Below are 12,113 nucleotides of genomic sequence, written 5' to 3' on the forward strand. Positions count from 1 at the left end.
GGGGTTCCGTACGGGCGCCGCAGGAGGCGGCTACCGCAGTTCCGCCGGGGGCGTGCGCTTGGCGTCGACCTTCTCCGTGCGCTCCAGCTGCGCCCAGACGACATAGCGGTAGTCGGAGGTGTAGACGGGGGTGCAGGTCGTCAGGGTGAGGTAGCGGCCGGGCTTCTTCTTGCCGGATTCCCCGGGGACCTGGTCGATGACCTCGACGTTGTACTTCGAGGTCGAGCGCAGCTCCGCGTAGACCTTGTAGACATACCAGACATCGCGCGTCTCGAAGACGACCGCGTCGCCGTCCTTGAGCTTGTCGATGTTGTGGAACTTCGCGCCGTGCCCGTCGCGGTGCGCGGCCAGCGTGAAGTTGCCCTTCTTGTCCCAGGGCATCGCCGACTTCACCGGAGAGGTGTAAAAGCCGGCGACCCCCTCATTGAGCGTCCCGGTATTCGTCCCCTTCTTTACGAGGACCTCGCCGTTCTTCATGGCCGGTACGTGCAGGAAGCCGATGCCGTCCTTGGTGTTCAGCGCCCCCGGGCCCTTGGCCCAGTTGTCGCGGACGTGATGGCCCTGGCGCGACGCCTCGCGGTCGGCGAGCACGTTGGTCCACCACAGCGAGTAGACGACGAACAGGGCCAGCAGCAGGCCCGCCGTGATCAGCAGTTCGCCGATGAAGCTGACGGTGGCGGCGATCCGCCCCCGGCCGCGGCGCGCCGGCCGTCCCGGCGGCTCCTCGTGATCGGTCCGTGCCACGGCGCTCGTACCCCTTGTTCACTGATTCGCTGGTGTGTCGGCCCCGTTGGATCGCCGGCCCGCCGAACGGCCCGTCCGCCCGCTGCCGGGCTCACTCGACGAGCGCGTCCGGCTTGCCCTTGTCACGCGGCCGTTCGTCGACCATCTTGCCCCAGACGATCATTCGATACGTACTGGTGAATTCCGGCGTGCAGGTCGTGAGCGTGATGTACCGGCCGGGCTTCGTGAAACCGGACCCGGTCGGCACCGGGCGGATGACGCTGGTGTTGGACGGCGCGGTCTGCGGGAGCGCGCTCGTCATCTCGTACGTGAAGTACGCGCTCTTCGTCTCCACGACGACCTTGTCGCCCGGCTTGAGCTGGTTGATGTAACGGAACGGCTCGCCATGGGTGTTGCGGTGCCCGGCGAGCGCGAAGTTGCCCTTCTTGTCCCAGGGCATCGCGGTCTTCAGCGCACCGTCGGCGTAGTGGCCGACCATGCCGCGGTCGAGGACCTTCGGCTTGCTGATGCCCTCCGCGATCGGCGCCTTCACGTCCAGCTTCGGGATGTAGATGATCGCGAACCCCTGGCCGGGCGAGAACGCCCCCGCGCTCCGGTCGTCGCCGTCGCCCTTGTCCCACTTGTGCTGAAGGCTGTTCGCGGCGCCGCCCGCCTGCTGGTGGGCTATCACGTTCGTCCACCACAGCTGGTACGTCACGAAGAGCAGCATCAGCACGCCGATCGTGATGAAACCCTCGCCGAGCAGCCGGCTCACGATCACGCCGGGGCTGTCCTTGCGGGCCCGCTGCGCGCGGCGCGCCTCCAGCCTGGTGCGCGGCGCCGCCGCCGCGCTCTCGGGGGCGGCGGCAGCGGGAGGCGTACGGCGGCCCCGGCCGCCGCGCTTGGCGGCGTCCTGAGCGGCCTTCCGGCGCTCGGCCCGGCCGCCTGGCCGCGGAGCGGCTCCCGCGTCCGTACCGGCCGCTGTGAGGGGCGCGGCGGGGTCGATCCGCCGCAGCGCGACCGTCCTGTCGTCCTCGTCCTCGCCCCCTCGCCCGCGTTCGCCGCCCGCGCGCGGTGCGGCCGTCGCGGCGAAGTCCGGGCCGAGATCGAGGGTCAGGGTCCCGCCGTCGGGGGGCGGGGGCGGAGGGGTCTGCGGGGCGCGGTCCTGCGCAGGTCTCGGCGCAGCCGGTTCCGGCGTGGCCGGTTCCGGCTGCTCGTGCGGGCGGAACCAGGGCGACCCCTGGGACTGCGGGGACCGCTCGGGCGGCAGCGGCTGCGCGGCCCGCCGCCGGGTCGGGGGCTCCTGCGGCCGTACGGACTCGTGCGCCGGCTGGGGCGCCTGGGAACGTATGGGCTCGGGCTCGGGGGCGCGTACGGGCTGCTGCGTGCCTACGGGCTGCTGCGTGGGCGTGCGTACGGGCTCGGGCGCTTGTACGAGCTGCTGCGCGCGTGCGGCATGCGCCTGCTGCCGTGCGTCATGCGCTTGCGGACGTACGGGCTCATGTGCCCGTACGGACTCGTGCGGCTGCGCGGGCTGCTGTGGCCGCGCGGGCTCCTGTGGCCGCTGGTGCCGGGGCCGGGTCTCTCGCTCCGGCGCGGCTCCCCGCGCTTCCGCCTCTTCCCGGGCGGGCGGCGGCGTCGGCCGCCCCGGCAGCGGGTCGTTCAGCGGGTCGTCGAGCAGTTCGACGGCCGCCGCGAACGCGCCGGTGTCCTCGTACGGGTCGTACGGCGGCACGGGCTCCTGGGCGCTCTGCGCGGCGCCCTCACGCTCGGGGCGGAGTGCGGTCACGCGCCGACCTTGCCGACCACCGGCGCGAGCCCCGCCGAGCGGTCCACGGCGGCCGCGTCGCCGCACATCACCAGCCAGTTGGCGAGCATCAGGTGCCCCCACTCCGTGAGCACCGACTCGGGGTGGAACTGCACGCCCTCCACGGGCAGGTCGCGGTGCCTGAGCCCCATCACGATCCCGGTGTCCGTACGGGCCGTGACCTGCAACTCGTCCGGCACGGTGCCCTGTTCGAGCGCCAGCGAGTGGTACCGGGTGGCGGTGAACGGCGACGGCAGGCCGTGGAAGACGCCGACGCCCTCGTGGGTGACCGACGAGGTCTTGCCGTGCAGCAGCTCGGGGGCGCGTCCGACGACGCCGCCGTAGGCGACCGCCATGGACTGCATGCCGAGGCACACGCCGAAGACCGGGATTCCGTGCTCGGCGCAGTGCCGGACCATGTCGACGCAGACGCCCGCGTGCTCGGGCGTGCCCGGGCCGGGGGAGAGCAGCACGCCGTCGAAGCCGTCCCGCGCGTGCGCGAGTTCGACCTCGTCGTTGCGGACCACCTCGCACTCCGCGCCGAGCTGGTAGAGGTACTGGACGAGGTTGAAGACGAAGCTGTCGTAGTTGTCCACGACCAGGATGCGAGCGCTCACCGGGCCGTACCCGCCATTCCGTTGTCGACCGTCACATCGTTGAACGGAAGCAGCGGCTCCGCCCACGGGAAGACGTACTGGAAGAGCACGTAGACGATCGCCAGCACCAGTACGAGCGAGATCAGCGCCCGCACCCACGCGTTGCCCGGCAGATGCCGCCAGATCCAGCCGTACATGCTGTCCCTACTTGCCGATGACGAGGACGGAAATCCAGCCGCCGCGACGGGTCGCGGCGGCGCGGTGCAGCACCAGGGTAAGGCTCCGGGCCTGTGGCGGGTGGGTCACCTGGGCAAAGCGGCGGGCTTGCCCCGCTCGACCGGCTGGGTCGCGTCCAGGTGCGCCCAGGCGATCAGCCGGTGGCTGTGGCCCCACTCGGGCTCGCAGGTCGTGAGGGTGAGGTAGCGCCCGGGGCCCTTGAACCCCGACTTGCGCGGCACGGGGTCGATGACGCCGATGTCGGAGGGCAGCGTCTTGTACGGCCTGTTGTCGACGCGGTACGTGAACCAGGTCGCGCCGTCCCGCACCACCACCGCGTCCCCGGGGCGCAGCTCGGGGAAGTCCTTGAACGGGTCGCCGTACGTACGGCGGTGCCCGGCCACCGCGAAGTTGCCCGTCCCGCCGAGGCGCACGGTGCCCGAGTAGTGGCCGAGGCCCTTCTTCAGCACGGAGGTGCCGGTGCCCTCCAGGACGGGCTTGGACCAGCCGGACCCGAATCGCGGGATGTACATGACGGCGAACGACTCGCCTTCTTTATAAGAGGACCGCGGGGGCGGTTCCGGAGCCCCCGTGGGCCGGCCGCCCGGCTCTCCGGAGGGCCCGGTCTGTCCCGGCCGCGCGCTGCCGGTCGCCACGGAGCCGGTGGACCACTTGTCCTGGAGGTGGTCGAGCTCGCCGTTCATGGCGCTGTCGGCCCGTACCCCGGTCCAGTACAGGACGTAGACGACGAACAGGACGATCAGGGCGCCGACGGTGACGCACAGCTCACTGAACGTCCGGACGATCACGCGCGCGTTCACCTTCACGGCCGCTCCCGTCGTCGGCTGGGGGCCTGGACCGCCCGCAGCCGCCTACGGCTACGACGCGGGCTTCGCGTAGTGGAGATCCACTGTGCCCGAGTAGCCGGGAAGAGTCACCGCATCGTGCTGGTCGACTTTCCAGCCGAGCCCGTACGCGTTCACGTACTGCTTGTAGTTCTGGATCGAGGTCGTGGAGTCCAGCGCCTTGCGCAGCGCGTTCCGGTCGCCGACGGCGGTCACCTTGTACGGCGGGGAGTAGACGCGGCCCTGGAGGATGAGGGTGTTGCCCACACAGCGCACGGCGCTGGTGGAGATCAACCGCTGGTCCATGATCCGGATGCCCTTGGCGCCGCCCCGCCACAGGGCGTTGACGACGCCCTGGAGGTCCTGCTGGTGGATGACCAGGTCGTTGGGCTGCGGCTCCGGGACGCCGGGGATACGGGCGGTGGCGCCCTGCGGGGCGTCGGTGAGGGTGACGCTCAGCCCGCTGCCGGTGAGCGGCTTGGTGCCGGCGCTCTTCTCCAGGCCGGCGATGCGCTTGTCCTCGGCCTCGGTGCTGCCGTTGTCCCGCCGGGCCAGCGCGTCGACCTCGGCGCGTACGCCCGCCGCGCTGTCGTCGAGGCTCGCGTTCTTGTGGCTGCGCTCCTGGATGAGGTCGGAGAGCCGGAGCATGGAGTCGTCGGTGCGCAGGTCGGTGCCCTGGGCGGTGTTGAAGCTCATCCAGAAGATGAGGCCGGCCAGCGCGAAGACTCCCGCCGTGAGCAGCCGGACCGGCCGGAAACGCCGGGAGCCGGTGCTGGTGGAGTCGGCAGAATTGCTCAACGTACCCTTATCCTCTCCGACGCCGCGGAAGCACTACGCTAACGGACGGCCGGGGCACGGCAGCGACCCCCGCCGCCACCCGTCCCGACTGACAGTTTTGTATCCCCGCGCGGTCACGCAGCGCATCGACAGGAGAGTTCCTCGTGCCGAAGTCACGTATCCGCAAGAAGGACGACTTCACCCCGCCGCCGGCGGCGAAGCAGCAGAACGTCAAGCTCAACAGCGGGCGCCGATGGGTGGCCCCGCTGATGCTGGCGATGTTCGCCCTCGGGCTGGCATGGATCGTCGTCTTCTATGTGACGCGCGGAGATCTGCCGATCTCGGCCCTGCACAACTGGAACATCGTGATCGGTTTCGGCTTCATCGCCGCGGGGTTCGTGGTCTCCACGCAGTGGAAGTAGCTCGGCCGGGCGGTGCCTCCGAGCCCATGCCGGGCCGGCGCTGAGCCCTTGCCGGGCGGTGCCGCCGGGCGGTGCTGCCGGGCGGCCCTCTGAGTCCCGCCGAGCCTTGCTGGACTCTCTGCCCGGCCCCCGCTGGGCCACTTAGCCGTCGGCTCTGCCCTGAGCCTGTCGCCGAGTTATCCACACCTTCATCCACACTGGGGAAAAACTCAGAAGATCTGTGGATAACTTCCCAGGCGTTGACGCCGGTGTGACTGGTGGACCGCACTCCGTGCCCACGATCACACCGCCGTCTTCCTGGGCAAACACGGATCGGGGCCGACGCGAACAGCAGTTCCCCACAGCATGCACAAGATCCGTGATTCTCTGTGGACAACTCGGGGACAACACGCGGACAACCCGGGGATCAGGCCCCTGACCGGCGACTCTCCAGCACGCTGTCCCCCGCCGGAGGTCAGCCGTTGAGCTGTACGGTCCGCACCCACACCACGGCGACGATCACGAGCAGCGCCGCCACACAGGTGACCCGCTGCACGAGGGCGCGCTTGTCGCGGGGCGCGTGCACCAGGCCGTACGCCACCGCCGCGCCGACCACCAGGCCGCCGAGGTGCGCCTGCCAGGAGATGTTGGACCAGGTGAAGGTGATCAGCAGGTTCAGCACGAGCAGCACGATGACCGGCCGCATGTCGTACCTCAGGCGCCGCAGCACCACCGCCGTACCGCCCAGCAGCCCGAAGATGGCGCCGGACGCGCCGATCACCTGCTCGTTCTGGGCCGCGAGCAGATAGGCCAGCGCGCTGCCGCCCAGCCCCGACAGCAGATACAGCACCAGGAACCGGGCGCGGCCCAGGGCCGCCTCCAGCGGCGGGCCCAGCCACCACAGCGACAGCATGTTGAAGCCGATGTGGAAGATCTGCTGGTGCAGGAACGTCGAGGTCAGCAGCCGGTACCACTCGCCGGTGGCGATGCCGATCCAGCCGGAGCCGCTCGGGTCGAACGCCTTCCCGATCAAGGAGAGGTCGACGACGAGGCCGTCGCCCACGGAGAGCACCGCGATGAACATCGCGACATTGAGCCCCAGCAGGATCTTGGTCACCCGGCGCGGATCGGCGGCCACGGCGCCGCCCGCGACGGTGCGCGGCGCGTTCGCCCGCGGATCCTGCCCGGTGCCCGAGCCGCTGCCGACGCACTCGGGGCACTGGAAGCCGACCGAGGCGCTGACCATGCAGTCGGGGCAGATCGGCCGTTCGCAGCGCACACAGCGCACGCCCGTCTCCCGGTCCGGGTGCCGGTAGCAGCAGACCGCCTGGTCCTCCATCGTCTCCCCTTGCCCTCGCCCCTCGCCTCCGCCGGCCGGCCGGGCCACCGGCGGAATCCAGCGGCTTCCGGCCTCCGCGCACGTACGCAGGCCCCGCCCTCTTTACGGACGGGCGGGGCGCTGGGTTCCCGTACGGATTCGGCTACGGGCTCAGCCCTCGCGGCGCTCGACCACGACGGACTCGATCACGATGTCGCTGACCGGGCGGTCCGTACGCGGGTTGGTGTCCACGGCCGCGATGGCGTCGATGACCTTCTGGCTCGCCGGGTCGACGACCTCACCGAAGATGGTGTGCTTGCCGGTCAGCCACGTGGTCGGGGAGACCGTGAGGAAGAACTGCGAGCCGTTGGTGCCCGGGCCCGCGTTGGCCATGGCCAGCAGGTACGGCTTGTTGAACGAGAGGTCCGGGTGGAACTCGTCCCCGAACTTGTAGCCGGGGCCGCCGGTGCCGTTGCCCAGCGGGTCCCCGCCCTGGATCATGAACCCGCTGATGACACGGTGGAAGATCGTGCCGTCGTACAGCTTGTCCGTGGAGGTCTTGCCGGTCTCCGGGTTGGTCCACTCGCGAGATCCCTCGGCGAGCTCGACGAAGTTCTTGACCGTCTTGGGTGCGTGGTCCGGCAGCAGCCGGATCACGATGTCACCGTTGTTGGTCTTCAGGGTGGCGTAGAGCTGCTCAGCCACGATCTACCTTCCATAGACTTCACTGACGTTCCCCGATCCTCGCACGGACGCGCGCGGACGTCGCCCGACTGCCGCCGGTGGGCTTCTTCGGACAGCTTCACGTCGCTTATCGCTGCTTCTCGGCTCTTCTCGCCACTTCTCGCCACTTATCGCTGCTTCGCACGGCTTCTCACGACTGCTCGCCGCCTCTTCTCATCGCTTCTCGCCACTTCTCGCCGCTTCTCGCCGCTCATCGCTTCTCGCCACTTCTCGCCGCTTCTCGCCGCTGCTTCTCGCCGCTTCTCGTGACGAGTAGTCGCCGAACAGGCGCGCCCGGCCGCCAACCGTGGCATTGTCAGCCGAAGCTCCTTATGCCCCGGATGCCCGCCCGCACATGCCGTCAGGCCGCCGGACAGGCATGATCTTCAATCGCGGGGACAGGCGACAGACACTGCATGCATTGGGGACAAACGCCAAGCCCCCGGACACGCCACCGAGGAGGAGGAACCGTGACCCGCAAGGACAGCGTGCGAGCCGCGACCGGCACGGCCAAGGACAGCGTGCGGCACGCCGCGGAGGCGGTGGCGCCCTACGCCGGAACGGCCAAGGACACCGCCACACACTTTGCGCACGAGGCGCGCGTACGGCTCGCGCCCAAGGTATCGACCGCCGCACACCAGGCCCGCTCCACCGCCGGCGAGCAGTACCGCGCCCACCTCGCCCCCCGGATCGAGCACGCCCGCGAGGCGCTGCCGCCCAAGGTCGACCAGGCGGCTCTGCGGGCCCGCGCCGCCGCCGAGCCCGTACGGGACGAAGCCGTGGCCCGCGGCAGCGCGGCCCTCGCGGCGCTGCGCGGCCAGGTCTCGGCCGCCGAGATCGAAAAGCTCACCAAGAAGCGCACCCGCCGCGCCCGCACCGGAAAGTTCGCGAAGCGCCTCGTGGTGCTCGGGGTGCTGGCGGGCGGCGCCGTAGCCGTCTGGAAGTGGTGGGACAAGCAGGCCAACCCGGACTGGCTCGTGGAGCCCCCGGCCCCCACCGAGGTCTCCGACCGCACCCCGCTCACCGCGGTCGACGGCAGCGCGGGCGCCTCCCTCGACCCCGAGGTCCAGGCCAAGCAGGCCGAGGCGGAGGCCGACTCCAAGGACCGCGACGACAAGCGCTGACGGCCGTACGGGCGCTTACGCGCGTACGTGAGCGCATCCGGACCGCGGACCAGGAAGCCGGCCGACTCGGGCCAGCGCCCGCCGGCCCGTACACACCGCCGAACGCTGTGGGGCGGGACCCGAGGACCACTGAGGTCTTCGGGACCCGCCCCACAGGCGCGTCTCCGCTGCTCCCCCTGCGCGCAGAAACGCTGCGGGTCTGCTTCAACGCTGCGGGTCTGCTTCGCTAGCGCACCGCCGGCCGCTGCCTGTGGTGAAGAGCGACGGCGACGACGGCGCAGGCGAGCGCGATCAGCAGCAGGGCCGCGCTGAACGGGTTGACGTACTCGGGGATGACGACGGAGTAGTCCTGGCCGTTCGATGCCTCGCACACGAGCCGCAGCGGGATGAAGTCCCCTCTGCGTCCGACCAGGCTCGGCACTCCCTCGGGACGCCGCCGCTCACACTCCTCGGCCAGTTCCCGCCCTTCGGGGAAGAGGAGGTGGAGGCATCCCCACAGGTAGAGAGCGAGCGCCGCGGCGACCGCCGACAGGGACGCGTCCCGCCACAGGGCGAACGGGAGGAACCGTCGGCGGTCCTGCCGCGCGAGGCGTGAGCACAGGTACACGACGAGGCTCAGCAGCGCCCCCGACCCGGCCATCAGGATGGGGAGCAGCACTGCGAAGTCGTGCCCCTGCCAGGGGTCGGCTGTCGTGATCATGACCTGCCGGGCTCTCGAACGATGCGGGTGGAGGACAGCGCTTCCGGGTCGTTCGCGCGGATGCGGAGGCGGCTCAGCGCACCGGAGGCAGCCCAGCGTGCCGGATCAGTTGGGGCCGGACCAGTAGGAGTCCTGCCACTGCTTCGCATCAGGGGTGAACTCGACCTCGACCCGGTCGGCCGCGTCGGGCGGCAGCGAGAAGGCGTACTTGCCGACGGCCTCCTTACCGGGCAGCACGTAGCCGTCGAGGACCTTCTGGCGGCCGCTGCCGTCGATCACCAGCTCCGTGGAGGCCCCGTCGGCGTCGTTGACGCTGGGCAGCCCCGACGCGATCGGCAGCCGGTCCTTGCCGGTGTTGACGACGGTGATCGTCACCTCGATCGCCTTGTTCCCCTTCGCGTGGCCGAGCACGAAGTCGTCCGGGGCGTACGGCTTCGGCTTGGCCACCGTGACCTTCAGACCGTTCCCGAACGTATAGGCCTCGCCGAAGGACAGGTGCCTGGCCTTCTCCTCCCGCTCCTTCTTCTCCCGCTCCGCGGCCTCGTCCGCCTTCACCGCGGCGTCCCTCGAGCGACGGTCGTCGACCTCCGCCTTCACCGCCGCCACGGCGAACACCCCGGCCGCGACCGGGATCAGCAGACCGGCCGCGCCCAGGATCACGCCGGTCAGCGCCATTCCCTTGTTGGCCCCCGGCGCCCTGCCCGCGCGGCTCAGTCCGATGGAGCCGAAGATCACGGCCAGGAGCGCCGGAATCCAGGACATCCAGAACAGGATGATGGCCAGGCCGAGGGACACGCCGACGATGCCGAGCACCAGGGCGGCTATGCCCATCGCGTCGGGGGCCGACGGCGCCGGCACCGGGTACGGCGACCAGTGCGAGGTGGTCGGCCCGGGCGGCGGGGGACCCCAGGGGGCCTGGTCGGCGTGTTCCTGACCGGCAGGTTCCTGGCTGGTCTGCTCCTGGCTGGTCTGCTCCTGACCGGCCTGCTCTTGGCCGGCCTGCTCCTGGTTGGGAGTCTCTGGAGCGGCCTGATCTTGGCCGGGAGTCTCCGGGGTGGTCTGCTCCTGGCTGGGAGTCTCCGGGGTGGGAGCCTCCGGGGTGGTCTGCTCCTCGCCGGAGGGCTCCTGGGTTGCCGACCCTTGACCACCAGGTCTCTGGCCGCCGGATCTCTGGTCGCCAGGAGGCGCGGGAAAGGTCACTAAAAGTCCTTCATACAAGGTGAATTGACGGGTCAATGACATTACCAGTCACTTTTACCGTTTCCTGATTGTCGACCCTGGTGCGAGCCCGTCCCGACGAGGCCGGCCGAGGCCCGGCGAGGCTGGTGACGAAGGCCGTCAGGGGCGCTCACCCGCTTGAGGCCCGCGTCAGGGGGTACGCGCAAAACCGACCCCAAGTGACCGAACAGGGGCCCAACTTGCGCTCCGATGTCGTTCGGTGACGCGAACGTACGAGGCGGCCGCGCCTTTCCGGAATTCGACGGATCTCCGCCTCGTCGGCGCTCTACGGTACGGACGCACCGCGCGACCCTCCGCGGTCATCTGAGGAGGAATTCTGTGTCATCGCCCTGCGACCCCAAGCACGCTCCCGCCGGCGATGTGGGCGCGGCGCTCATGATGGTCGACTCCCAGCTCAAGACCGTGCACGGCGGCAAGACCGAGGTCGACCCCGAACAGCGGGCGCTGATGGACCAGTTCACCGCGTCCTTGGGCCCCCGGGAAGCCGATGCCGTGCTGGACGGCACGTGCACGCTCATCTACATGTTCATGAAGTGGCTGCGGATGGCCCACGAGGACCATGACCGGGACGTCATCGAGTACGTGGTGCCCAACCTCGTGGCCACGATGCGCATGATGCCCATCAGCGTCCGTCCCGAGGTCATCCCCACGATGACCGGGCTGGTCGTCGCCGCGGGCACCGGGCTGAGCCCCAATCTGTGGCGCATGCAGTACGGCTACTGGACCGAGGAGGAGATGACTCCGCTGGAAGTCACCGCTTTCCTCCTCGCGGAGCACATCAACCGCATCACCGAGGACCCCGACTTCGCCGTCCGCCTGATCGCGGAAGCGCTGCCGGGGCCGGACGAAGAGCCTCCGGCCCGCCGCGACGACACCGCCTCCTGAACGCCGGGTCCGGCTAGCGGTGTGCGAGGCCGTCGATCATCAGGGCGAGGGTGAAGTCGAACCGGTCGTGGCCCTCGCCCGCGGTCAGCTCGGCGGCGTGGCGGGTGGAGTGCGGGAAGGTCTCGGCGGGCAGGGCGGCGAACCGGCGTAGCAGTTCGTCGCGGTCGCGGACCCAGGCGATGTCGTCGTCGGCGGCGCGGCGGCGCGCGATCGACAGCTCCAGGCAGTAGGCGGCCACGTACAGCGTGAGGGCGTCGATGCCCCAGGCGGCGGCCTGCGGGGCGACGCCGCCGGCGAGCAGGATCGCCAGCATCCCCTCGCTGACGCGCACGGTCTCCAGGTCGGTGGGGGCCATGGCGAGGGCGGCGCGGGAGATTCCGGGGTATTTCAGGTACTGGTCGCGCATCTGGACGCACACGCCGCGGATCTGCTCCCGCCAGGCCGCGGGGTCGGGCTCGGGAAGTACGAGCCCGGCGCACAGCCGCCCGATGAGCAGTTCGTCGAGGTCGGCCTTGTTGACCACGTGGGCGTAGAGCGAGGCGGGGCCGGTGTCGAGCGCGCCGGCCAGCCGGCGCATGGTCAGCGCCTCGTAGCCCTCGGTGGCGACGACGCCCAGCGCGGTGTCGACGACCTGCTCCACGGTGATCGGGACCTTGCGGCGCCGCGGCTGGGAAGCGGTTTCGGCCTCGGGGTTCGGCGGCTGGTGGCGAGCCGCGCGTCGCTCTCTCGGGTTCACCCGTCCATCATAACTTGACACGA

The 12,113-nt window shown here is 70.4% G+C and carries 14 protein-coding genes; 3 read left to right on the top strand and 11 right to left on the bottom strand.

Translation table 11 applies throughout. The annotated features are described in order from the left end of the window. Positions 1-30: 30 nt before the first annotated feature. The 6 genes from AB0I22_RS01255 to AB0I22_RS01280 all read right to left on the bottom strand — a co-directional run bounded on the left by AB0I22_RS01255 (position 31) and on the right by AB0I22_RS01280 (position 4,985). The gene (locus AB0I22_RS01255; RefSeq protein WP_363128510.1) at positions 31-744 is read right to left on the bottom strand and encodes a class E sortase; all 714 of its coding nucleotides are present in this window, start codon (positions 742-744) and stop codon (positions 31-33) included. Positions 745-835: 91 nt separating this feature from the next. Then, positions 836-1,993: a class E sortase gene (locus AB0I22_RS01260; RefSeq protein ID WP_363128701.1), complete on the bottom strand. Its 1,158-nt coding sequence runs from the start codon at positions 1,991-1,993 to the stop codon at positions 836-838. A 515-nt stretch (positions 1,994-2,508) separates the two neighbouring features. Beyond that, on the bottom strand, positions 2,509-3,147 hold the full coding sequence (locus AB0I22_RS01265) for an aminodeoxychorismate/anthranilate synthase component II (protein ID WP_363128511.1): 639 nt from the start codon (positions 3,145-3,147) through the stop codon (positions 2,509-2,511). Further along, entirely contained in the window at positions 3,144-3,323 is a 180-nt protein-coding gene (locus AB0I22_RS01270; RefSeq protein WP_030888691.1) for a hypothetical protein, read from the bottom strand. The genes AB0I22_RS01265 and AB0I22_RS01270 overlap by 4 nt, the downstream gene beginning before the upstream one ends. Before the next feature lie 105 nt (positions 3,324-3,428). Next, a complete protein-coding gene (locus AB0I22_RS01275; protein WP_363128702.1) occupies positions 3,429-4,163 on the bottom strand; it encodes a class E sortase in 735 nt (244 codons plus the stop codon). 57 nt (positions 4,164-4,220) lie between these two features. Continuing rightward, positions 4,221-4,985: a DUF881 domain-containing protein gene (locus AB0I22_RS01280; protein ID WP_363128512.1), complete on the bottom strand. Its 765-nt coding sequence runs from the start codon at positions 4,983-4,985 to the stop codon at positions 4,221-4,223. Between the two features lie 143 nt (positions 4,986-5,128). On the opposite strand from AB0I22_RS01280, the gene crgA reads away from it, so the two are divergent. Next, entirely contained in the window at positions 5,129-5,386 is a 258-nt protein-coding gene (crgA, locus tag AB0I22_RS01285; RefSeq protein ID WP_363128513.1) for a cell division protein CrgA, read from the top strand. 454 nt (positions 5,387-5,840) lie between these two features. Here crgA and AB0I22_RS01290 read toward each other — a convergent pair whose 3' ends face one another. Beyond that, positions 5,841-6,704 carry a rhomboid family intramembrane serine protease gene (locus AB0I22_RS01290; RefSeq protein ID WP_363128514.1) on the bottom strand — a complete coding sequence of 288 codons (864 nt, stop codon included), beginning with the start codon at positions 6,702-6,704 and terminating at the stop codon, positions 5,841-5,843. 150 nt (positions 6,705-6,854) lie between these two features. Continuing rightward, on the bottom strand, positions 6,855-7,388 hold the full coding sequence (locus tag AB0I22_RS01295) for a peptidylprolyl isomerase (RefSeq protein ID WP_363128515.1): 534 nt from the start codon (positions 7,386-7,388) through the stop codon (positions 6,855-6,857). A 488-nt stretch (positions 7,389-7,876) separates the two neighbouring features. Here AB0I22_RS01295 and AB0I22_RS01300 point away from each other — a divergent pair, with 488 nt between their 5' ends. Next, positions 7,877-8,530, top strand: a complete 654-nt coding sequence (locus tag AB0I22_RS01300; protein WP_363128516.1) for a DUF5324 family protein — start codon at positions 7,877-7,879, stop codon at positions 8,528-8,530. A gap of 226 nt (positions 8,531-8,756) precedes the next feature. Here the strand turns inward: AB0I22_RS01300 and AB0I22_RS01305 are convergent, their stop codons facing one another. Together AB0I22_RS01305 and AB0I22_RS01310 are read right to left on the bottom strand one after the other, a co-directional pair. Further along, positions 8,757-9,230, bottom strand: coding sequence for a hypothetical protein (locus tag AB0I22_RS01305; protein ID WP_363128517.1), 474 nt, complete (start codon positions 9,228-9,230; stop codon positions 8,757-8,759). A gap of 105 nt (positions 9,231-9,335) precedes the next feature. After that, on the bottom strand, positions 9,336-10,430 hold the full coding sequence (locus AB0I22_RS01310; protein ID WP_363128518.1) for a hypothetical protein: 1,095 nt from the start codon (positions 10,428-10,430) through the stop codon (positions 9,336-9,338). Between the two features lie 357 nt (positions 10,431-10,787). On the opposite strand from AB0I22_RS01310, the gene AB0I22_RS01315 reads away from it, so the two are divergent. Beyond that, entirely contained in the window at positions 10,788-11,354 is a 567-nt protein-coding gene (locus tag AB0I22_RS01315; RefSeq protein WP_363128519.1) for a hypothetical protein, read from the top strand. A 13-nt stretch (positions 11,355-11,367) separates the two neighbouring features. On the opposite strand, the gene AB0I22_RS01320 is transcribed toward AB0I22_RS01315, so the two are convergent. Then, the gene (locus tag AB0I22_RS01320) at positions 11,368-12,090 is read right to left on the bottom strand and encodes a TetR/AcrR family transcriptional regulator (protein ID WP_363128520.1); all 723 of its coding nucleotides are present in this window, start codon (positions 12,088-12,090) and stop codon (positions 11,368-11,370) included. Positions 12,091-12,113: the final 23 nt, after the last annotated feature.

The sequence above is a fragment of the Streptomyces sp. NPDC050610 genome, from assembly GCF_040654875.1.
In the GTDB taxonomy this organism is placed as follows: domain Bacteria; phylum Actinomycetota; class Actinomycetes; order Streptomycetales; family Streptomycetaceae; genus Streptomyces.

Excerpts from the sequence above, each read along its gene's own strand:
- AB0I22_RS01270 (WP_030888691.1), bottom strand. The coding sequence starts at position 3,323 with ATGTACGGCTGGATCTGGCGGCATCTGCCGGGCAACGCGTGGGTGCGG.
- AB0I22_RS01290 (WP_363128514.1), bottom strand. The coding sequence starts at position 6,704 with ATGGAGGACCAGGCGGTCTGCTGCTACCGGCACCCGGACCGGGAGACG.
- AB0I22_RS01305 (WP_363128517.1), bottom strand. The coding sequence starts at position 9,230 with ATGATCACGACAGCCGACCCCTGGCAGGGGCACGACTTCGCAGTGCTG.